Below are 21,016 nucleotides of genomic sequence, written 5' to 3'. Positions count from 1 at the left end.
GGTCCCGCCGGCAGACGCCACCCGGCCGCCGGTGGGACGTCACGGACCGGGACGCCGCGCTGCTGGACGTATCCGGATCGGGCTGCCGGCGGCCGGGCGTCGCGGCACGCCGACCGCTATCCGGCCCCATCGGCGGCTCGACCGACACACCCGGCGCCGGGCTGCCGGACCTACGCCGACCGACCGCCCGGGCACCGACCGTCACCGCACCGACCACCATGGGGAAGTGCCCTCCGCGATGGGCCGGACAAGACCGTAAACGGGTCCCGTCCTCCCAGCTCGGAGGGCATCCTCCAGCTCCTGGGTCAGTTCCTGACGTACGGGCTCCCCAGCCCACCAGGTTGGGCGGCACCGCGACGAGTTCCTCCTCGGTCCGCGCCAGCCGGCTGCTGCTGGGTGAGTTCTCCTTCCGGCGCGGTCAGATGTACTGGGTGTTCGGCGGCAGGCCACAGGCCAGCCGTCCGTAGAGCTCGAAGTTGGTGTCGGGGTGCATGATCGCGTGCAGGTTCAGCGCCTTGATGTCACGTTCGATGCGCTGGATCGGCACGTCGGTGTGCAGGGAGGAGCCGCCGCTGGCGTCGGCCAGCACGTCGGCGGTCTCCTTGGCCCGCAGGCAGACGGCGCCCAGGTCCAGCCGGGCCCGGGCGCGCTCCTCGAGCGTCCACGCGTCGCCGGCGGCCGCCTTGGCGTCGATCGTGTCGGCCGCACGGAAGATGTGGAATCCGGCCTCGTCCACCCGTACGGTCGCGCCGGCCACCTGCAGGTGGGTCAACGGCGCGGCGCTCTGCTCCGCGTAGTCGGTATAGGTGATCTTGCGGCCGGGCAGCCGCTCCAGGAACGCGTCCTTGGCGGCGACCGCCAGGCCGTACGCGACCGAACCGACGGTGGTGCAGGCGATCGGCATGAACGGCGCCCGCCACATCAGCGCGGCGGGGTTCTGCTGCAGCGGGTGGGCGCCGACGATGACGGGGCCCATCGGCACCACTCGTTCCGCCGGCACAAAGACGTTCTCGGCCACCGTACTGACGCTGCCGGAGCCGCGCATGCCGACGGTGTGCCAGTCGTCGACGACCTGCAGGTCACTCATCGGGAGCAGCACCATGATCGGCTCGTACTGCCCGTCCGGGGTGGGCCGGACCGCGGCGTTGACGTTCCAGCCGCTGTGCTGGGCACCGGTGTTGAACGACCACTTGCCGTTGACCTGGTAGCCACCGTCGACCGGCACGGCCATGGCGCTCGGGCTGAGGATCCCGGCGATCCGCACGTCCGGGTCGGCGAACACCTCGTCGCGTACGGCGTCCGGGAACAGGCCGGTCATCCAGCTGCTGATCAGCCAGACCGCGGCGGTCCAGCCGGTGGAGCCGTCGCCGCGGGCGAGCTCGGCCACCACCTCGGCGACGGTACGCATGTCCGACTCGTAGCCCCCGTAGCGCTGGGGCACCCGCATGCGCAGCAGGCCGGAGCTGGCGAGCGCGGCGATTGTCTCGTCGGTGAGTCGCCGCTGCTGCTCCGCCGCCAGCGCGTTGGCCCGCAGCAGCTTGCCGAGCTCGGCCGCGCGGCCCACCAGCTCAAAACGCGACGGCGTGGTGACTGTCTCCATCGATCCTCCTCGAACAGGACAGCAGAGGACCCGCAACCCTCCCGGGCCACCGCTCTTCGTGCAGGAATTGCCGGTCGGTCACAACCCGACCCGCCTCTCGACTCTGGCAGCCGGACCGGTGGCGACGCATCTTCCGCCATGCCCTTTCAGCCGCGGCCCCGGTGCGCCACCGATTGGCCCAGCTCAGCCAGCCGACGGCTGTCCACCTTGCCGGTCTCGTTGCGGGGCAGCGCGTCCGGGACGACCCGGAAGGTCATCGGCAGCAGCACGTCGCCGAACCGCTGCCGCACGTGCGCGCGCCACTGCGCCGGAGCGGGCTCCGCACGGGGCACGACGTACGCGACCAGCCGGGTGACGATGCCGTCGGCACCGGACACCGCCAGCACGGCGCACTCGGCGACCGAGGCGTGCCCGAGCAGTACGGCCTCCACCTCGGCCAACTCGATGCGGTGCCCCTGGATCTTCACCTGCTGGTCGCGGCGGCCGCGAAACTCCAGCAGCCCGTCCGGACGGCGCAGGCCGAGGTCCCCGGTGCGGTACCAGGGCCCCGGACCCCGGCCCGGCACGCCCCGGAAGGCCGGATGGCCACGATCGCCGTCGCCGGAGCGGCCGAGGTAGCCCGGGGTCACGTAGGGGCTGCGGACGACCAACTCGCCCACCGTTTCGGGCGGGCATTCCCGATCGAGCTCGTCGAGAACCAGCACCTCTCGGCCCGGAATCGGCCGTCCGATGGGGACCGGTCCCGGGCTGGTCCGTGGAATCCGGTGCCAGGTCGCCGCCACCGTCTCGGTCGGTCCGTAGAGATTGACCAGGTCCATCCCCGGGGCCGCCGCGTGCAGGCCCTGGACCAGATCGTCCGGGACCGCCTCGCCCATCAGCAGCAACCGCCGCAGCGCCAGCCGCGCCCGTGCCCCGCCGAGGCTCTGCCGCAGCAGCTCACGGGCGAAGCTGGGCACGGTCTGCAGGACGTCGATCCGCTCCGCCGCCAGCCAGTCGAGCAGCCGACCGGGGTGTACGCGGACCGCCTCCGGCACCGGGCAGAGCTGCGCCCCGGCCACCAGCGTCGCGAAGGTCTCGCACAGCGCCGGGTCGTGCTCCGGGGCCACCCACTGCGCCACCCGCACGCCCGGACCGAGCCCGAACTCACCGGCGAACCAGGTGCTGAACTGGGCCAGCGCGGCATGCGTCTGCGGCACCCCCTTGGGCTGCCCGGTGGAGCCGGACGTGTGCGCGATGTAGGCCCAGGCCTCCGGCGGGACGTTGTGCTCGGCCGGCTCGGCGTCTGGCAGGGCGGTCACGTCCAGCAGCGGGACGCCGGTGCGTTCGGCGTACCAGGCGGCGAGGTCGTCGTCGGTGCCTCCGGTCAGCACCGCCGCCGGGCGTACGCTGTCGAGGATCAGGCGGCCGCGCTCGCCGGCCGCGCCGGTGCCGGACCAGACCAGATGAGCGCCGGCGCGCAGCACGCCGAGCAGCGCCGCGTAGCGGTCGGGGCCGGCGGGCACCCGCACCGCGACCGGCCAGCCGGCGAGGCCGGGCAGGGCCGCGGCGATCCGGGCGGCCCGCCGGTCGAGGTCTCGGGCGGTGACCGGGCCGGTGCTCCAGGACACGGCGGTGGCCTCCGGAGCGGCTTGGGCGCGGTGCCGGACGAGCAGATGCACGGCGGTGCCGGGTGGTGCCAGGCTGGCGGCGGTCATGGCGGGGACACCTCCAGTTCGGGGCAGGCTCTGAGAAAGAGAGGTCGCCTGCCTGCTCCAGGGCCAGGTTCAGCGACCGGCGCCGCGAGGCGGCGACCAACGCGACGTTGCCGATGCGGTGTGGTCTGGCTCCGGACCCGCGGTCAGCCCCGGATCAGCGTGGCCAGGCCGCCGCGCGGTCCGGGGACCACAGGTCCGGGACCGTCCAGCCGTCCAGGTCGTACTCGCCGAGACACTGCTCGGCGAAGGCCTTGTAGGCGTCGATCTGGCCGGACGCGGTCTGGGCGTGCAGCAGCTCGACCCGGGTGTTCTCGTGGTTGCCGGCGTAGTTGCGTTCGTAGAGCTCGTGCCGCCCGCCGAACTCGGTACCGGTGGCGTCCCACAGCAGCTTCATCACCTTGACCCGTTGCTCGGCGGTCGAGCCGTCCGAGCCGCGCAGGAACCGGTCGAGGTAGAGCCGGATGTCGGGGTTGTGGAAGTCCTCGGCGCCGGAGTTCACGTAGATCAGCCCGCTGGCCACATCCTGTTGGATGATCTCCTTCACCCGCGGGTAGCCCACCTGCATGAACCACCGGTAGGCCATGCCGTACTGCGGGTTGGGCAGCAACGCGCCGTTCTTCCAGGCCACCGGGTTGCGGGCGGCGGCATCCGACAGGCCCCAGAAGAGGTTGCGCCAGGCGAGCACCTCACCCACCCGGCTCTGCACCCCGCGGAAGTCCTTGGTGCCGGTCAGCTCGAGGGCCTTGACCAGCAGCCCCGCGATGAACTCGAGCTTGACCGCCAGCCGGGTGCAGCCGTGGAAGGTGAAGCGCTCGCTGAAACCGGACTGCCCGGCGAACATCTGCACCTTGCCGAGATCGCCGTAGACGAACACGTTCTCCCACGGCACCAGCACCTTGTCGAGGATCAGGATGGTGTCGTTCTCGTCCAGGCGCGACGACAGCGGATAGTCGAACGGGCTGCCCATCGCCGCGGCGGTCGCACCGTAGGACGGCCGACAGATCAGCTTCACCCCGCTGGCACCCATCGGCACGGTCGCGATCAGCGCGAATTCCTTCTTGCGGATGGGCAGGCCGAAGTGGGCGATGAAGTTGTAGTGGCTCAGCGCCGACCCGGTTGCCACCACCTTCGCCCCGCTGACGATCAGCCCGGCGTCGGTCTCGCGTTCCACCCGGATGTAGACGTCGGCGACCTGGTCCGGCGCCCGGTTACGGTCGACCGGCGGGTGCACGATGGCGTGGTTCCAGAAGAGCACCTTCTCCTGTGACTCCCGGTACCAGCGTTCGGCGTTGTCGCTGTACGGGGCGTAGAAGCCGGCGTTGGCCCCAAGCGTGCCCAGGAACGACGCCTTGTAGTCGGGGCTGCGCCCCATCCAGCCGTAGCTCATCCGCGCCCAGGCGGCGATCGCCCGCTGGTCGGCGACCATGTCGTCGACGGTGTGCGGGGTCCGGTAGAACGGATGCGTGAACCCGCCCGAGCCGGTGTCGGTCGGCGCGGTCAGCACGTCGCGGTTCGCCGGGTCGTGCAGCGCATCGTAGAGCCGGGCGGTCATCCGGACCGGGTTGCGGAAGGCCGGGTGCGTGGTGACGTCCTTGACCCGCTCGCCGTAGAGGAAAATCTCCCGGTCGTCGCGCAGGCTCTCGACGTACTCGTCGCCGGTCAGCGGGCGGGTCACCTGATCTCGTCGCCGAGCCGCACCTGGGTGAACAGTCATGGCGTCAGCCTCACACCGCCGCCGACGCCGCCGCATCTCTGTCGATGCGCTCCGCGGCGGAGCGGATCCGCAACGACTCTTTACGCATTTGTGAAGGTGAGGAGCGCACATCCCGACGCCGTTTGTCGTCAGCCGGCGACCGGCATCGACCCGACCCAGGAGAACACGGTAATGGGCCGGCTCGCCGGGGCGCGGCCGCTCCGGCTACCAAAGGACCGAGGAGGCCGTCCGCCTGGCGGATCTGCGGCAGCTGCTGGCGTTCCAGCTGGCCGAGTGCGCCGCGCCCACGTTCAGGCGTCCCGGGCCCGTCGCCGTACCCCAGTCGGTCAGGGAACGATCTCCATCTGCGCCATCATGCCGATGCTGGAGTGCTCCAGGAAGTGGCAGTGGTAGGCGTAGCGGCCCAGATAGCCGTCGAAGGTGGCCTGCACCCGCACCGAAGTCCCAGCCGGGACGACCACCGTGTCCTTGTCGCCGGCGTCGTCTGGGGTCATCGGCGCGCCGGTGCGGCTCAGCACCCGGAACTGGGCCAGGTGCATGTGGAAGGTGTGCAGGATGCCGAACTCGGTGTCGTCGTTGTGGATGGTCCAGATCTCGGTGCTGCCCCGCTTGATGGTGAAGTCGACGCGGTTCGGGTCGTACGCCTTGTCGTTGATCAGGCCGACCGGGTCTCCGGTGAGGTCAAACCTCATCCGCACGTCACGCTCGACAGTCGCCTGCGGCAGCATCGGCAGCGCACGCAACCGGGCCGGCACCCGGCTGGTGTCGGGAGCCGTCCACCCCACGTCGAAACGCAGCACCGGACCCTTGTTCGCGTCGCGGAGAACCACCGACGAGCCCGACGGCAGGCCGGTGAAGTCGATCACCACATCCACCCGCTCCGCGGAGCCGAAGGTCACCGCGGGCCGCGCCACCGGCGCGGGCAGCAGACCGCCGTCGGTGCCGATCTGCCAGAGCTTGCCCTTGTCGATGCTCAGCGTGTAGACGCCCTCATTGCTCGCGTTGAGCAGTCGGAAGCGGTACTTTCGCGCGCTGACCGGGAAGAACGGCGTCGGCTTGCCGTTGGCGAGCACCGTGGTGCGCTCGTCGGGGTTGTCGAAGACCAGCGCGCCGGTGTCGTCGAGCTTCACGTCCTTGAGCATGATCGGCACGTCGTAGTTGCCGGTCGGCAGCCGCAGTTGCTGCTCGGCCGGATCATCGATCAGATAGAAGCCGTGCAGGCCGTAGTAGACATGCTCGGCCTCCAGCCCGTGGGCGTGGTCGTGGTACCACAGCGTCGTGCCACGCTGGCTGTTCGGGTAGTGGTAGACGCGCACGGCGCCCGGCTGGATCAAATCCATCGGGTGCCCGTCGTCGGCCGCCGCCACATGTCCACCGTGGAGGTGCACGTTGGTGGGCACGTCGAGGGAGTTGCGAAAGGTCACCTTGACCGGGTGCCCGGTGCGGCCGCGGATCGTCGGACCCACGAGACCGCCGCCGTAGCTGAGCACGTCGGTGGTCAGCCCGGGCACCACCTCGACCTGGGCCCGCCGGACCTCTACCTCGTACTCGTCGCAGATCGTGCTCTGGCGCACCGGCGCGGCGATCGGCGGGATCGGCATCCGCACCTGGAACGGCGCGACGGTCAACGGCGCGACGCCGGCGCGGGCCGGCACCAGCCCGGCATGCTGGTGTGCGGACCGGCCGGCGGCGGGGACGGTGGCGGACGTTCCGTTCGCGACGGCGCGCTGGGCGACGAACAACCCGCCGGCCACCGTTCCCCCCATGACCAGTAGGCCTCGTCGATTCACAGCACGGCTCCCATCAGCTGATGTCACCGGTACGGGTACGACTCCGGCGGTGGACGGGCCGAGGTTATCGACGAGTGCCGCGCCGATCTTCTTTCAGGTTGCTCACCTCAATCCGCGACCGGCGCGACACTGACCGGTACGCCGTTGAGGACCGCGTTGCCCGACGGCACGTCCAGGGCTCCGCCACCGGTCAACTCGTTGACGTTCACCCCGGCGTGCGCGGCGGCCACCTTCTGCGCCGTGCCCCCATGGCCCCAGCCGTGCGGCAGGCTCACCACGCCGGGCATGATCGTGTCGGTCGGCTCCAGCTCGACCGTCAGCTCACCGGAGGCGGAACTGATGCGGGCCCGGTCACCGAGACCCAGGCGGGCCACGTCGTCGGGGTGGATCTGCAGGGTGCACCGGTTGCTGCCACCGACCAGCCGCGGCACGTTGTGCATCCAGCTGTTGTTGGAGCGCAGGTGGCGACGCCCGATCAGCACCATCTGCGCCCGCGGGCGGCGCAACGCGTCGCGCAGCCGGGCGGTGTCCTCCACCAGCGGCTCCGGGGCCAGTTCGACCAGGCCGGACGGGGTACGCAGGATGTCGGCCAACCGCGGCTCGAGCGGGCCCAGGTCGATGCCGTGCGGCCGGTCCAGCAGGGCGTCCCGGTCGAGCCCGTACGGGCCCATCTTCAACATCGCGTCGAGCAGCAGGTCCGGGCCGTCGTCGCCCTTCAGGGCGGCCCGCAGGGCGGCCGGGTCGGCGCCGGTCAGCGGCGTGCCGGGGATGGTGACCGCCGCGCCGAGGATCGCGCTGAGCATCTGCTCGGGCAGACCGGCCGGGTCGGCGTCGGCCCCCAGGCCCATGGCGATCATCGTGAGCCGTTCCAGGATCTCGGCCTCGGAACGCTGCCCGGGCGCCAGCGGCAGCACCGCCGGGGAGTAGCGGGCGTAGTTGCGCACCTGGATGGTCGAGATGAGGAAGTCGTAGTGGGGCATCTGCAGGATCCGCGGCGGCGGCAGGATCACGTCGGCGTGCCGGGTGGTCTCGTTGCAGTAGGGATCCACGGCGACCATGAAGTCGAGCCCGGCCAGCGCCCGGTCGAGACGGGCGCCGTCCGGGGTGGACAGCACCGGGTTGCCGGCGACGACGACCAGGCCCTTGATCTGGCCGGCGCCCGGCTGCTCGATCTCGTCCACCAGGGTGGCGGCCGGGAACTCGCCCAGCGTCTCGGGCAGCCCGCGCACCCGGCTGTGCCAGCGCCCGGAGACGTACGGCTCGGGGCTCTTGTGCACCTCGGCCGTGGCGGGCCGGGCGAACATCACCCCACCCGCCCGGTCGAAGTTGCCGGTCAGCACGTTCAGCACGTCGACCAACCACTGCGTGAGCGTGCCGAACTCCGCGGTGCACGTGCCGATCCGGGCGTAGACCGCCGCCGCCGGGGCGGCGGCCAACTGCCGGGCGAGCCGGCGGATCACCGCCGCGTCGACCCCGCAGAACGGGGCCACCGCCTCGGGGGTGAACGAGGCCGCCAGCTCCCGCAGCCGGTCCAGGCCGGCGACCGGCACGTCGATCGCGGTGAGCTGCTCCTGCAGCAGGGTGTGCACCATCGCGAACAACAGCGCCGGGTCGGTGCCGGGCCGGACGAAGACATGCTCGTCGGCGAGTTCCGCCGTACGGGTGCGGCGGGGGTCGATGACGACGACCCGGCCGCCGCGACGGCGCAGCTTCGTAAGCCGGCCGGCGAAGTCGGGTGCCACGCACAGCGACCCGTTGGACACCGCCGGGTTGGCGCCGATGATCAGCAGGTGCTCGGTCCGGTCGAGGTCGGGCACCGCCACCGCCCACGGGTCGCCCAGCATCAGACCACCCGCGACGTGCTTGGGCATCTGGTCGACCGTGCTCGCGGAGAAGATGTTGCGGGTGCCCAGCGCGGCACCCAGCGGCCCGCGGTAGAGGATCCCGGCCATCGTGTGGAAGGTCGGGTTGCCGAAGTAGAGCGCGAGCGCCTCGCGCCCGTGCTCGGCGACCACCCCGTCGATCCCCCGGGCCACGGCGGCGAAGGCCTCGTCCCACCTGGCGGAGCGCCAGGACGCGCCCTCGCGGATCAGCGGGCCGGTGAGCCGGTCCGGATCCTCGTCCAGGCGGCCGAGGCTGGCGCCCTTGGGACACAGATAGCCCCGCGAGAACGGGTCGTCGGTGTCGCCGGTGACCGAGGTGACCCGGTCGTCGTCGAGGGTCAGGCGCAGCGCGCACGAGGTCTCGCACAGCGGGCAGGTGCGGTACGCGGTGCGCTCGCCCATCACGGCTTCCCGATCGGCTGAACTGCCGAGAAGATGGTCATGGCGAGGCCTCCCTAGTTGAGGCTGATGCCGGCGTCGCGTAGCGCGTCGAGCAGCGTGCCGCGTTCCAGCTCGGCGGCCATCAGCTCCAGGTCGTCGGCCATGTAGCGGTCGTCGTCGAGGCTGGGCACCAGCGAACGCACGGTGTCGTAGACGACGCGGGCACCCGGGCTGAGCCCGTCGAGACGCCCGGAGACGTCCACCGCCTGCGCGGCGGCGAGGAACTCCAGCGCGAGGATGATGTTGTTGTTGCGCAGCACCCGCCGCGCGTTGCGGGTGGCGATCAGGCCCATGCTGACGACATCCTGGTTGTCGCCGTTTGAGGGCACGCTCTGGGTGCTGGCCGGGGCGATCGTCCGGTGCTCGGCGACCAACGCGGTGGCCGGATACTGCGCGCCGGCGAAGCCGCTGTGCAGGCCGGGCTCACCCTTGATCAGGAACTCCGGCAGGCCGTAGCTCAGGTGCCGGTTCAGCAGCCGGTTGCTGCGCCGCTCGGACAGCACCCCGAGCTGTGTGAGCGCGATCGTCAGGAAGTCCATCACGAAGGCGACCGGCTGGCCGTGGAAGTTCGCGCCGTGGAAGATCTCCCGGCCGGTGAAGAACAACGGGTTGTCGTTGGCGGAGTTGAGCTCGATCTCGAGCTTGAGCTGAGCGTGGCTGAGGGTGTCGCGGACCGCGCCGATCACCTGCGGGATCGCCCGCAGCGAGTAGGCCTTCTGGAGGTAGACGTCGGAGCGGTGCACGCCGGAGCCGTTGCCGTTGGCCTTCTCCTTGCTGGCGGCCACCTGCCGGCGCAGGTCGGCGTGCTCGACGGTCAGCCGGCTGCCGTGCATCAGCGCGCGCATGTTGGCGGCGCTGGCGATCTGCCCCGCGTGCGGGCGGGCGATGTCGTGGCCCTCCGGCTGGAACGGGCTCATCGAGCCCTGCAGCGCCTCGATGACCATCGCCGCGGCGATCTCGGCGTGCCGGGCCTGGGCGAGGGTGTGCGAGGCCACCAGGGCGCCGACGCCGGTCATCGCCGAGGTGCCGTTGATCAGTGCCAGGCCCTCCTTGAAGCGCAGCCGCAGCGGCTCGATGCCCAGCGCGCGCAGCACCGGCCCGGTCGGCACCTTCTGGCCGTCGCGCAGCAGGTAGCCCTCGCCGATCAGCGAACTGGCGATGTGGGCCAGCGGGGCAAGGTCACCGCTGGCTCCCAGCGAGCCGATCTCGGGCACGGCCGGGGTGAGACCCTCGTTGAGATAGAGGGCGAGCCGCTCCAGGACCAGCGGACGAACGGCCGAGTGGCCCTTGGCCAGTGCGTTCAGCCGGGCGGCGACCACCGCTCGGGCTTCCGGCTCGGAGAACAGGGGGCCGACGCCGGCGCTGTGGCTGCGTACCAGGTTGGTCTGCAGCTCGGTCTCCTTGGCCGTGTCGACGAGCATGTAGATCATTTCGCCGTAGCCGGTGGTCACCCCGTAGACCGGAATGTTCTGCCGTACGGTTTCCTCGAACTGCGCCCGGCTCGACGCGGCGCGTTCCAGCACCTGCGGGCTGAGCGCAACCCGCGCGTTGTCCTCGGCGATGCGGCGCACATCCGGCACGCCGAGTGTCTCGCCATCGACATCGACGCGGACACCGGTTCCGACCATGGTCATTTCCGCTCCCAGGTGGGTGTGACGAACAAAGGCCGCTGCCGTGCGGCTGGTTGCGAATCGATTCTCATCACCGCCGGACCGGCCGCTGCACCTTCGTGATTGCCATCGCCGGAGGGCGCGGACGATCGCGCACGGCCGGAGAGGACCAGCTGGGCAGGGCCATCGACGTTGGACGTGCGGGCGCGGATCCGGCCGGTGCCGCGGACGGGGGCCGCGTCCCCGAGCGGGGCCGCCGATCGGGTCCCGGCGGCCGGTTCCGCGAGCCGGCACCGGCATGCACATGGTCTTCGCGACCCGGCAGGACTGACCCGGCACCGTTCCGGCCCCAGGTCGGCACTCGTGGAGATGCGACCGCCGACGGGGCCGCCCGAGCATGAATTCGACGTGGCGCCCAGTGCCGACCGGAAACGGCGAGGCTGATGCGGGGAGCATCCGAAAGCTCACGATCACCCATCGGCGCGGCCCGACCGCACTCCAGACCGCCTGTTGAGAGGACGCACATGATCCACATGTTTCAGCCGAGCGTCGGCGCCAAGGAGCTCGAGGCCGTCGGCAAGGTGTTCGACAGCAACTGGCTGGGATACGGGCAGCAGACCAAGGCGTTCGAGAAGGACTTCGCCGACCACCTCGGGGTACCGCCCGAGACGCTGCTCTTCGTCAACTCCGCCACCTCCGGTCTGGGCCTCGCGATAGAACTGCTGAATCTCGGCCCCGGTGACGACGTCGTCCTGCCCGCGGTGAGTTTCGTGTCCAACGCCAGCACCGTCGCCGCCACCGGTGCCCGTCCCGTCTTCTGCGACGTCGACTCCCGCACCCTGAACCCTTCGGTCGCCGACATCGCGGCTGTCCTGACTCCGCAGACCAAGGCGGTGACGGTGTTGCACTACGGCGGCCTGCCGGGCGACGTCATCGCCATCGCCGCGCTGTGCCGGGAGCGCGGGATCACGTTGATCGAGGATGCCGCCTGCTCGGTGGCCTCGACCGTGAACGGCAGGGCCTGCGGGACCTTCGGTGACATCGGCATCTGGAGCTTCGACTCCCGCAAGATCATCACGACCGGGGACGGCGGCATGATCTACGTACGGGACACCGAGCTGGCCCGTAGAGCACACCGGCTCGCCTACCACGGCATGGAGGACCGGGGCGCCTTCGCCGCCGCGGCAAAAGAGCCACGCCGCTGGTGGGACCAGCAGATCCACGAGATCGGCCGGCGGCTGATCGGCAACGACGTCACCGCCGCCATGGGCCGCGTCCAGCTTCGCCGGCTGCCCGACTTCGTCAAGCGGCGCGGGGCCATCATGGCCGAATATGACTGGTTGCTGGCAGACGCCACGGACATCCAGCGCCCCCCACGGCTGCCCGCCGGCCACGTCTCCACCAACTACTTCTACTGGGTGCAGCTGGACCCCGAGATCCGCGACGAGGTGGCGGAAGACCTGCTGCGGCGGGGCATCTACACCACGTTCCGCTATCCGCCGCTGCACCGGGTCCCGCTCTACGGTTCGGCGGCCGACCTGCCGGGTACCGACGCAGCCGCGGCCAGCACCCTGCTTCTCCCCCTGCACCAGGCGCTCACCGACACCGAGGTGCAGCGAGTGGCCCGCGAGCTCCTCGCCGCTGTAGACGCGCGCACGCACCGGCGCGCGGCCTGAGCACGCCGTCCTGCCGCAGCCCGCTCGTGAACCGGGACGGTCACGCCGCGACGCGGAGGCTTCGGACGCGGCACTCGTTACCTAGGAGGCTCCCATGCGAATCCTCTTCCTGACCTGTGCGAGCAGGACCCATCTGTACGCGATGGCGCCGTTGGCTTGGGCGCTGCAGACGGCCGGACATCACGTACGGGTCGCCAGTCAACCCGACCCGTCGGGAATGACCGTCGAGGACATCGCCCACACCGGCCTCACCGCCGTCTCCATCGGCGGCGAGATCGACGTGAGTGCGATGATGGCCGACGCGGTGGCCGAGACGACCCCGCAGGCGGCGGCGATCGACAGCCCGTACGAGCAGCAGCGCAAATCAGTGCAGGACGACTACGTTGCAGCGGATCCGCACCACGAACTCGACCTGCTGGCCCGCTACCATTTCACCGGCTTCAGCCCGGACTCGGTGATCGACGGCGCGGTGCGCTTCGCGCGCACCTGGAAGCCGGATCTGGTGATCTGGGACGGGATGACCATGGCCTTCTCCGGTCCGGTGGCCGCACGGGCCAGCGGCGCCGCGCATGCGCGTCTCATGATCAGTACGGATGCGCTGGTGCAACTGCGTACGGCGGCCCGGGAGAAGAACCCCGACCGCGACCCGATCCGGGATGCCCTGCAGCCGATACTCGACCGGTTCAGCCTCGACTTCGACGAGGAGATGGTGCTGGGCCAGTGGACCATCAACGCCATGCCGCCGTGGACCTGGCAACCGCCCGGCATGGACTACCTCATGATGCGCCCGATTCCGTTCAACGGCCCCTCGGCGGTGCCGGAGTGGCTGCAGGAGGAGCCTGAGCGCAGGCGAGTCTGCCTGACCCTCGGCCTGTCGTTCCGGGAGCTGAACGCCGGTGCGTCGATCACTGAACTGATCGAGGCGGTCGCCGGGCTGGACGTCGAGGTGGTGCTCACCCTCAGCAAGGAGCAGCTGGCGTCGCTGCCGAGCGTGCCGGAGAATGTTCGCCCGGTCCACTTCGTTCCGATGACCGCGCTGCTCCCCACCTGTTCGGCCATCGTCCATCACGGCGGCCTCGGCACGTTCACCACGGCGCTCGAACACGGGGTGCCGCAGCTCCTGGTGCCCGGAAAGTTCGGGAACGACAAGTTCTGGGGCCCGGTCGCAGTCGCCAACGGGCTGGAGGAGCAGGGCGCGGGCGCGTATGTGAGCGATCCGGGCCGGCTGACCGCGGAGGGACTGCGCGGCCACCTCCTGCGGGTACTCAACGATCCGGCGTTCGCCAGGAACGCCGCCCGGCTGAGCGCGGAGGCCGCCGAGCTGCCCACACCGAATGACATCGTCCCCGACCTCGAAAAGCTGACCCTCGAACGTCGCGGGCACCGCCCTTGACGGCCCGGGTCATCGGCTCGACCACCGCCTGATCGCGTCACCGTCGCCAGCCTGCCGTCTCGATCGGACGGCAGGCCGGCCCGACCACGATCATGCCGGCCCGTCGCGCCCGGTCCGGCCACCGCCGGCAACCCCGCTTCGTGAGCAGACCTGTATGGAGATGCGGTGCGGATACGCGAGCTTTCCGTCGAAGGTGCCGTCGAATTTACGCCCACGGCTCTGCACGACGACCGGGGCCTTTTCGTCTCCCCCTTTCAGGAGACGCCGTTCCGAAAGGCGACCGGCCGGCCGCTCTTCAATGTGGCGCAGACCAACCACAGCAGGTCCCGCCGGGGCGTGGTGCGCGGTGTGCATTTCACGGCGACCCCACCCGGCTGCGCCAAGTACGTGTACTGCGCCCAGGGCTCGGCGCTGGACATCGTCGTGGACATTCGGATCGGCTCGCCGACATTCGGCAGCTGGGACGCCGTCCGGGTCGATCCCCACAGCTTTCGTTCGGTCTATTTCCCGATCGGCGTCGGGCACGCGTTCATTGCGCTGGAGAACGACACGGTGATGTGCTACATGATCTCCGGGGAGTACGTTCCGGAGAACGAGCATGCGCTCCACCCACTGGACCCCGACCTCAACCTGCCGCTGCCGAAGGACATCCCGCTGGTCATCTCCGAGCGGGACCAGGTGGCGCTGACGCTGGCCGAGGCCGAGCAGCAGGGACTGCTCCCGCGGTACGAGAGGTGCCGGGAAGCGGAGGCGACGTTGTGGGCGTGACGCCACCATTCGTGGGGTCGTGAAGCGGCGCTCCGCCAACCGCCGGCCCGGCATTTCTCCGCGATTGCCAAGCACGCAATCCAGGAGATGACCACGCCCGCACTCGTGGCCAAAATTAGTGCAGATCATCGGCTCGAATAGCCACGCACGACGTCCTAGCGGCGCTGAGGACCGCCCGCCCGGACACCACGCGGCGGGGCGCCGCCGCTCGACTCCGCCGGCAGCTCGGAATTGAACTCGAATGGCAACCAAGTGGGAGGCATCGTGACCATCACCGGCGACCTGGCCATCACCGAGTGCACCGAGTGCAGAATTTGCGGAAACCGCGCGCTGGTGCCGATTCTCGATCTGGGAAACCAGGCGCTGACCGGGATCTTTCCTCGACCCGGCGAGGTCGTGCCGACCGCTCCGCTGGAACTCGTCAAGTGCGGCCCGGGCGGCTGTGGCCTCGTGCAACTGCGGCACACCGCCGATCTCTCGCTCATGTTCGGCGTCCACTACGGATACCGTTCGAGCATCCGCCCCTTCATGATCAATCACCTGCACCGGAAGGTCGCGCAGCTCACCGGCATGGTCGACTTGGACCGCACCGACCTGGTCCTCGACATCGGCAGCAACGACGCCACCCTGTTGCGGGGCTACCCGGCCGACGGCCTCACCCGGGTGGGCATCGATCCCACGGGCGAGAAGTGGCGGGAGTACTACCCCGACGATGTCGACCTGATCCCGGACTTCTTCTCGAAGGCGGCGTTCGCGGAACGGTACGGCGACCGCAAGGCCAAGATCGTCACGTCGATCGCGATGTTCTACGACCTGCCCGACCCGCTCGGGTTCATGGCCGACGTCCGCGACATCCTCACCGACGACGGGGTGTGGATGATCGAGATGAGCTACGCGGTCCCCCTGCTCGAGATCCCCGCCTACGACGCGATCTGCCACGAGCACCTCGAGTACTACAGCTTGCGCCAGATCGAGTGGATGGCCGAACGCGTCGGGTTCACCGTGTCGACGGCCGAGATCACCGACGTCAACGGCGGCAGCCTCTGCGTCACGCTGGTCAAGGATCCGACCAAGCACAAGATCGACACCGCCCAGGTTGAACGGATCCGCCGGCGGGAGGCCGAACTCGGACTCAACAGCATGGCGCCGTACGAGACCTTCGCCCGCCGCGTCGGCGACCACCGCGACAAGCTGCGCGCATTCCTCGACGAGTCGCGGGCGGCGGGCAAGCTGACCCTGGGGTACGGGGCGTCGACCAAGGGCAACGTGATCCTCCAGTACTGCGGGATCGGCGCCGAGGACCTGCCGTGCGTCGGCGAGGTCAGCTCGGAGAAGCACGGGTGCCTCACTCCCGGATCCGGTATCCCCATCGTCTCCGAGGAGGGCGCCAAGGCGCGCCGGCCCGACCAGTTGCTGGTGCTCCCCTGGGTCCACCGCGGGGGGTTCATCGAGCGGGAGCAGGAGTTCCTGGCACGCGGCGGCAGGTTGGTCTTCCCGCTGCCGGCCATCTCCGCGGTCTGACCCGGCTCGTTCGCCCTGCCCGCCCGGAGGAGAGAACCCATGCCACCCTCGGTGAGCCGCGCTGACGACTTCCTGCTGTCGGCCCTGACGGCGAGCAGCCCGGAGACGCCTGATCCGGACACCTTTCTCAAGGAACGGTTCGCGGCCTCCTCCTACAAGGTGGAGGAAGTGCCGTTGGAGACCCTCCCCGAGTGGCGGATCGACGACCGCCTCATCCACTCCTCGGGCCGCTTCTTCACGATCGAAGGCCTGTCCGTACGGACGAATTTCGGTCCGGCGTCCCAATGGGGTCAGCCGATCATCGTGCAGCCCGAGATCGGAATCCTCGGGATCCTGGTCAAACGGATCAACGGCGTCCACCACTTCCTGATGCAGGTGAAGATGGAACCGGGCAACACCAGGCTGGTCCAGTACGCGGCGACGGTGCAGGCGACGCCGAGCAACTATCAGCGGGTCCACGGCGGGCGGTCCACCCCGTACCTGGAGTACTTTCTCCGGCCCACCCGCGGTCGCATCGTGGTGGACCGGCTGCTGTCCGAGCACGCGTCCTGGTACCTCTACAAGCGAAATCGCAACATGATCGTGGAGCTCCCGCCGGATGAGGAAGTCCCGATGAGGGAGGACTTCGCCTGGCTCACCCTGGGCCAACTGCGGCGCCAGCTCGCCCGCGGGAACGTGAACATGAACGCCCGTACGGTGTTGGGCTGCATCTCCTACGGGGCGGCCGGCGGCGGGCTGGTCGACGGCCGCACCGCCGACGAGTTTCAGGCTCAGGTCATCGCGTCGCACGGCCTGGCCCGATCCGACGCGGACGTGTCCGCCGCGATGACCTGGCTCATCGACCAGAAGGAACTCTTCACGCTGGACGTACGGCGGGTCGGCCTGTCAGGGCTGGACGGCTGGATCGCCGACGGGCAAAGCATCAGGCACCGCGACGGCGCCTTCTTCCGGATTATCGGACTCTCGGTGGAGGCGACGAGCCGGGAGGTCGGCCGGTGGTGGCAACCGATGCTCGAACCCGTTCCCGGCAACCTGGTGGCCTTCGTCTGCCAGCGCCGTTCGGGAGTGCTCCAGTTTCTGGTCCAGGCGATGGTGCAGCCGGGCCTCACGGACCGGCTCGAACTCGCCGCCACGATTCAACTCGCACCGGGCTATTGCCGCGGGCCGCAGGATCTTCCACCGCTCGTGGAGTACCTCACCGCCCCCGCTTCGCAGGTGCGGATGGAGTCGCTGCAATCAGAGGACGGCGGCCGGTTCCACCGGGCGGACACGAAGCACCTGGTGATCGAGCTTCCCGAGGATCATCCCGTTGACGCGCCGGAGAACTATCGGTGGATGACGCTCGGTCTGCTCAACCGACTGGTGCACGCTGGCTACTACGTCAACGTCGAGGCACGAAGCCTGATGGCCTGCCTCCTCTGACCACCCGTCCCCGCCACGACCACACCGCCAGTTCTGGCGCGGCGATCCGGAGCGACCCATGGAACTTCTTCTGATCGGCATGTCGAGATTCGCCCGGCGTCGCGTGCTACCGGCCGCGTCCGCCATGAACGAGATCGAGGCGATCAACATCGCCAGCTCGCACGCCGACCGCGCGACCGTCGGCTCGCTACCGAAGCTGGGGCAGATCTACGCCGACTGGCGTGCCGCGCTGCAGGCGAATGCGCCCGGCCTCGTCTACGTCTCGCTGGTGAACAGCGAGCATGCGCAGGCCGTTCGGTATGCGATAGAGCAGGGTCACCACGTGGTCGTGGACAAGCCGGCGTTCCTGAGCCTCGACACGGCTGAGGCGATGGTGTCGCTGGCTCGATCGTCCTCCCGCGTGCTCGCGGAGGCGACGTGCTATTCGTTCCATCCGATGTTCGCGGAGGTCAGATCACTCGTCGACGGCCTCGACACGGATGTCACCAAGGTCGTCGCCGTGTTCACCCCGCCCGTACCGGCAGACGACTTCCGGCACGACCGCGGCAGGGGTGGCGGCGCCCTGCTCGACACCGGCCCCTATCTGGCGTCCCTGGGGAGAGTTCTGTGGGGCGCGGAACCGGAGCAGGTGCAGGTCATTGCGGGCGACCGCACCGCGGACGGCCTGGAAACGTCCTACAGCGTCCTGGCGGGTTATCCGGGCGGCAAGACGATCGTCGGGCAGTTCGGGTTCACCACGACCTATCGAAACTCCCTGCTCTTGCTGGGACGACAACTGTCCGTCGACCTCGAACGCCCCTTCTCGGCCTTGCCGGACATGACCGTCGGCATCCAGATCGAATCCCATGGCGAGAGGCACGTACGACACGTGGGCCCGGCCGACAGCATGCGGATCTTCCTCTCCAGGGTCGTCGACGCGGTGCACGACAACTCGAGGGAGTTCGATGCTCCGTTGCTGAGCGATGCCCGTACCCTCGACCGTCTCGTCCGAGCGGCATCGAGCGGCCAGGAGGATGGTCCGGTGGTGGTGCTGGGCTGACCCAGGGTGCATGGCAGCGGCTGGGCCACCGGCACCTGGCTACGCTCGGGACCGTGAACACCTCCGCAGCCAGCAGCGCGCCAGTTGCGCCGGCCATCGTGGACGCGGCGGCGCTGGCATCCGACCCCACCTTCAGGCCCGGTTTGCGGAGTCCGCCCAGCAGATCCTGGCGGACCTGGTCCGCGCCGGCGCCGCGCTGGGCTGGGTCGAACCACCGTCACGCGCCGACGTGGCGGAGCTTCTCGGCCACGTCGTCCGGGCGGTACGGGCCGGGGACGGGTCTCTGCGTGCCGCGTACCTCGACCGTCGGCTCGTCGGGCTGGGCTACTGGCTGCGCTATGCCCGACCGACTCACCGACCGCACGCCGACCTGGAGAAGATCGCGGTGGATGGCGCCGCCCAGGGGCGTGGCGTCGGTCGAGCGCTGACCGCCGCCTTGATCGCTGACGCCCGGCGCTCCGGTATCGAGGTCCTCACCCTGGACGCCCGTGGCGACAACAGCAGCGCCCTGCACCTCTACCGGTCGCTGGGCTTCACCGAGTACGGCCGGCTGCCCGATTTCGTCGCCGTCGGCGAGCGCCGCTTTGACAAGGTGTTCTACATGCTGGATCTCCGCCGGCAACGGCTGACGCCGCGGACGCCCGAAGGGTGCCGAGCGTCATAGCCGGGGCGCGACGTGGGGGCTACGCCGCGGGGTCTCACTTACGCACTCCGACGAATATTCCCGGGCTGGTGGGCCGCCCGTCCCCCAGTCTCAACGGGGGCGTCAGTTCCACCGTGCAGCCGGCGTCCCGGAACGCCGCCTCGTACTGTTCGCGGCTGAACAGGCCCACGGAGAGAACGTCGGTGAATCCCGTTATGCCGGTGCTGTCCGCGACAACGCAATGAATTTCGATGCGGCTTCTGTTCCCCTGCTTCGTCGAGTGGCTTATCCGCGATACGACGCGACCGCTCTCCTCGGCCAGGTGGCTGCCGATGTAACCGTCGATGAAGTTCTCCGGAAACCACCACGGTTCGATCACCAGGACTCCGCCCGAGACAAGGTGCTCCGCCATGCGGCCGATCGTGGTGACCAGCTCATCGGCGGACTTCACCTCGGCCACGGCGTTACCGATACAGGTCACGGCATCGAAGGTGCGGCCGAGATCGAAATCAAGCATGTTGCCCGGGTGTACGGTGGCCTGCGGCAGCCTCCTTCTCGCCACCTCCCGCATCGCCGACGTGAGTTCGAGTCCCTCCACGTGGTCGAAGAGGCTCGCGAAGGCCGCCAGATGGGCACCGGTGCCGCAGGCCACGTCCAGCAGGGTCTTCGCCTCGGGAATCCGGGCCCGAATCAGGCGGCTGTGCTGCTCCGCCTCGGCCCCGAAGTCCTTACCCCGGCTACGGAAAACGAGGTCGTAGAGTTCAGCGTGATCCGGTCCGTATTCCATCAGTCTCTCCTTGCCACGCCGGGACGACCGGCTCATCAGTTCTGGATTCGAGCAGGCAAGCGGCCGTCAACATTCGCGGTCACGCTCTGCGGCGGCCGCCGAGTTCGGCGCGCCGGCAGGCGACTGCCGTTTTCGTCAGGGGATCGATCCGGTTCTGCCGCCAGGTTCGGCCATGATGCCAGCGTCCCGTCGCCGGGCCGACGGCGCATCTCCTGAGTTGCGGCGCGCATTCCGCAGGTCGGTTGACCGCAATCAACGAGATGCGCCGGAGGAGTCCGTGGCGAAACGATACAGCCACAGCCGCCGACCCCACGGAAGGACAATTAGGATGCTGGATATCGACGCGGCGCTCGACAACGAGACGGCCGCCGCCATCCAGGCGGTACCCGGGCGCATCGTGCAGGCCTGGGCCGACAACGACGGGGCGGCGTTCGCAGCCGCGTTCGCCGAGGACGGCACGCTGATCCTGCCCGGCGTCTTCCTCACCGGTCGCAAGGAGATCCAAGGCTTCATGAGCCAGGCGTACGCCGGGCCGTACAAGGGCACCAACGTGACCGGAACCCCGCTGGCGGTGAAGCAGTTGGGCGAGGGTGCCGCGCTGGTCATCACCCAGGGCGGCGTGCTCCAACCGGGCGAGACCGAGGTCGCTCCCGAACGGGCCATCCGGGCCACCTGGACGCTGGTCAAGCAGGGACCGGACTGGCTCATCACCGCCTACCAGAACACGCCCCTCCGGGCGTCGTGACGCCGACGTCGGTACGGTGAGCAATCCCCAGCCGTACCGACGCCGGGCAGAGCGGAGCCCAACACCCGCCGGCGTACGGCCGGCACCGGCGGCGGTCGCGATCCGCTGGTGACCCGCGGCCCGTGCCTCGCCTTCGCGAGGCGGGCCGCGCGTCGCTGTCCGCCCGCGCGCGACGTCCCAGCGCTCCGGTACGGCGCAACCACACGCCCCGGAGCCGTTCACCAACGCTGGGCAGTCCAGCTCCGCCCGGACGGGCATGTGGACCGCCGTGTCTTCATCGCCACGAAGCA

The 21,016-nt window shown here is 69.8% G+C and carries 15 protein-coding genes; 8 read left to right on the top strand and 7 right to left on the bottom strand.

All coding sequences use genetic code 11. The features are described from left to right. Positions 1 to 418: 418 nt before the first annotated feature. The 6 genes from A6A27_RS20095 to cmdF form a co-directional block, all read right to left on the bottom strand. The gene (locus A6A27_RS20095; protein ID WP_073836158.1) at positions 419 to 1,600 is read right to left on the bottom strand and encodes an acyl-CoA dehydrogenase family protein; all 1,182 of its coding nucleotides are present in this window, start codon (positions 1,598 to 1,600) and stop codon (positions 419 to 421) included. 146 nt (positions 1,601 to 1,746) lie between these two features. After that, complete coding sequence (locus A6A27_RS20090; protein ID WP_073836157.1) at positions 1,747 to 3,294, bottom strand: AMP-binding protein; 1,548 nt, start codon at positions 3,292 to 3,294, stop codon at positions 1,747 to 1,749. 154 nt (positions 3,295 to 3,448) lie between these two features. Next, complete coding sequence (locus tag A6A27_RS20085; protein ID WP_073836156.1) at positions 3,449 to 5,008, bottom strand: 4-hydroxyphenylacetate 3-hydroxylase family protein; 1,560 nt, start codon at positions 5,006 to 5,008, stop codon at positions 3,449 to 3,451. A gap of 326 nt (positions 5,009 to 5,334) precedes the next feature. After that, entirely contained in the window at positions 5,335 to 6,774 is a 1,440-nt protein-coding gene (locus A6A27_RS20080; protein WP_073836155.1) for a multicopper oxidase family protein, read from the bottom strand. A gap of 131 nt (positions 6,775 to 6,905) precedes the next feature. Continuing rightward, entirely contained in the window at positions 6,906 to 9,083 is a 2,178-nt protein-coding gene (locus A6A27_RS20075; protein ID WP_073836154.1) for a molybdopterin oxidoreductase family protein, read from the bottom strand. A gap of 53 nt (positions 9,084 to 9,136) precedes the next feature. Continuing rightward, entirely contained in the window at positions 9,137 to 10,756 is a 1,620-nt protein-coding gene (gene cmdF / locus A6A27_RS20070; RefSeq protein ID WP_073836153.1) for a tyrosine 2,3-aminomutase, read from the bottom strand. 500 nt (positions 10,757 to 11,256) lie between these two features. Between cmdF and A6A27_RS20065 the strand changes: the two genes are divergently transcribed. The 7 genes from A6A27_RS20065 to A6A27_RS20035 all read left to right on the top strand — a co-directional run bounded on the left by A6A27_RS20065 (position 11,257) and on the right by A6A27_RS20035 (position 19,215). Further along, positions 11,257 to 12,408 (top strand): DegT/DnrJ/EryC1/StrS family aminotransferase, encoded by a 1,152-nt coding sequence (locus A6A27_RS20065; protein ID WP_073836152.1) that lies wholly within the window; start codon positions 11,257 to 11,259, stop codon positions 12,406 to 12,408. Positions 12,409 to 12,502: 94 nt separating this feature from the next. Continuing rightward, positions 12,503 to 13,801: an activator-dependent family glycosyltransferase gene (locus A6A27_RS20060; RefSeq protein ID WP_073836151.1), complete on the top strand. Its 1,299-nt coding sequence runs from the start codon at positions 12,503 to 12,505 to the stop codon at positions 13,799 to 13,801. Between the two features lie 165 nt (positions 13,802 to 13,966). Further along, entirely contained in the window at positions 13,967 to 14,569 is a 603-nt protein-coding gene (locus tag A6A27_RS20055) for a dTDP-4-dehydrorhamnose 3,5-epimerase family protein (protein WP_073836150.1), read from the top strand. 264 nt (positions 14,570 to 14,833) lie between these two features. Beyond that, entirely contained in the window at positions 14,834 to 16,090 is a 1,257-nt protein-coding gene (locus tag A6A27_RS20050; RefSeq protein WP_241825353.1) for a class I SAM-dependent methyltransferase, read from the top strand. 39 nt (positions 16,091 to 16,129) lie between these two features. Continuing rightward, the gene (locus A6A27_RS20045) at positions 16,130 to 17,512 is read left to right on the top strand and encodes an NDP-hexose 2,3-dehydratase family protein (protein ID WP_073836149.1); all 1,383 of its coding nucleotides are present in this window, start codon (positions 16,130 to 16,132) and stop codon (positions 17,510 to 17,512) included. Positions 17,513 to 17,570: 58 nt separating this feature from the next. After that, entirely contained in the window at positions 17,571 to 18,551 is a 981-nt protein-coding gene (locus A6A27_RS20040) for a Gfo/Idh/MocA family protein (protein ID WP_073836148.1), read from the top strand. 10 nt (positions 18,552 to 18,561) lie between these two features. Continuing rightward, positions 18,562 to 19,215 carry a GNAT family N-acetyltransferase gene (locus A6A27_RS20035; protein ID WP_198940371.1) on the top strand — a complete coding sequence of 218 codons (654 nt, stop codon included), beginning with the start codon at positions 18,562 to 18,564 and terminating at the stop codon, positions 19,213 to 19,215. A gap of 34 nt (positions 19,216 to 19,249) precedes the next feature. Here A6A27_RS20035 and A6A27_RS20030 read toward each other — a convergent pair whose 3' ends face one another. Beyond that, positions 19,250 to 19,981, bottom strand: coding sequence for a class I SAM-dependent methyltransferase (locus tag A6A27_RS20030; RefSeq protein WP_073836147.1), 732 nt, complete (start codon positions 19,979 to 19,981; stop codon positions 19,250 to 19,252). Between the two features lie 328 nt (positions 19,982 to 20,309). Between A6A27_RS20030 and A6A27_RS20025 the strand changes: the two genes are divergently transcribed. Continuing rightward, the gene (locus tag A6A27_RS20025; protein ID WP_073836146.1) at positions 20,310 to 20,726 is read left to right on the top strand and encodes an SgcJ/EcaC family oxidoreductase; all 417 of its coding nucleotides are present in this window, start codon (positions 20,310 to 20,312) and stop codon (positions 20,724 to 20,726) included. The last annotated feature ends 290 nt before the right edge of the window (positions 20,727 to 21,016 follow it).

Origin of the sequence: Micromonospora sp. CB01531, assembly GCF_001905095.1 — a bacterium.
Classification (GTDB): domain Bacteria; phylum Actinomycetota; class Actinomycetes; order Mycobacteriales; family Micromonosporaceae; genus Micromonospora.
The sequence above is the reverse complement of the archived record's forward strand: the minus strand, read 5'-3'. Positions and strand labels throughout refer to the sequence as shown.

Coding starts and splice junctions, on each gene's coding strand:
- A6A27_RS20065 (WP_073836152.1), top strand. CDS start 11,257: ATGATCCACATGTTTCAGCCGAGCGTCGGCGCCAAGGAGCTCGAGGCC.
- A6A27_RS20060 (WP_073836151.1), top strand. CDS start 12,503: ATGCGAATCCTCTTCCTGACCTGTGCGAGCAGGACCCATCTGTACGCG.
- A6A27_RS20045 (WP_073836149.1), top strand. CDS start 16,130: ATGCCACCCTCGGTGAGCCGCGCTGACGACTTCCTGCTGTCGGCCCTG.
- A6A27_RS20025 (WP_073836146.1), top strand. CDS start 20,310: ATGCTGGATATCGACGCGGCGCTCGACAACGAGACGGCCGCCGCCATC.
- A6A27_RS20075 (WP_073836154.1), bottom strand. CDS start 9,083: ATGGGCGAGCGCACCGCGTACCGCACCTGCCCGCTGTGCGAGACCTCG.
- A6A27_RS20080 (WP_073836155.1), bottom strand. CDS start 6,774: ATGGGGGGAACGGTGGCCGGCGGGTTGTTCGTCGCCCAGCGCGCCGTC.
- A6A27_RS20095 (WP_073836158.1), bottom strand. CDS start 1,600: ATGGAGACAGTCACCACGCCGTCGCGTTTTGAGCTGGTGGGCCGCGCG.
- A6A27_RS20030 (WP_073836147.1), bottom strand. CDS start 19,981: ATGGAATACGGACCGGATCACGCTGAACTCTACGACCTCGTTTTCCGT.
- cmdF (WP_073836153.1), bottom strand. CDS start 10,756: ATGACCATGGTCGGAACCGGTGTCCGCGTCGATGTCGATGGCGAGACA.
- A6A27_RS20090 (WP_073836157.1), bottom strand. CDS start 3,294: ATGACCGCCGCCAGCCTGGCACCACCCGGCACCGCCGTGCATCTGCTC.
- A6A27_RS20040 (WP_073836148.1), top strand. CDS start 17,571: ATGGAACTTCTTCTGATCGGCATGTCGAGATTCGCCCGGCGTCGCGTG.
- A6A27_RS20085 (WP_073836156.1), bottom strand. CDS start 5,008: ATGACTGTTCACCCAGGTGCGGCTCGGCGACGAGATCAGGTGACCCGC.
- A6A27_RS20035 (WP_198940371.1), top strand. CDS start 18,562: ATGGCAGCGGCTGGGCCACCGGCACCTGGCTACGCTCGGGACCGTGAA.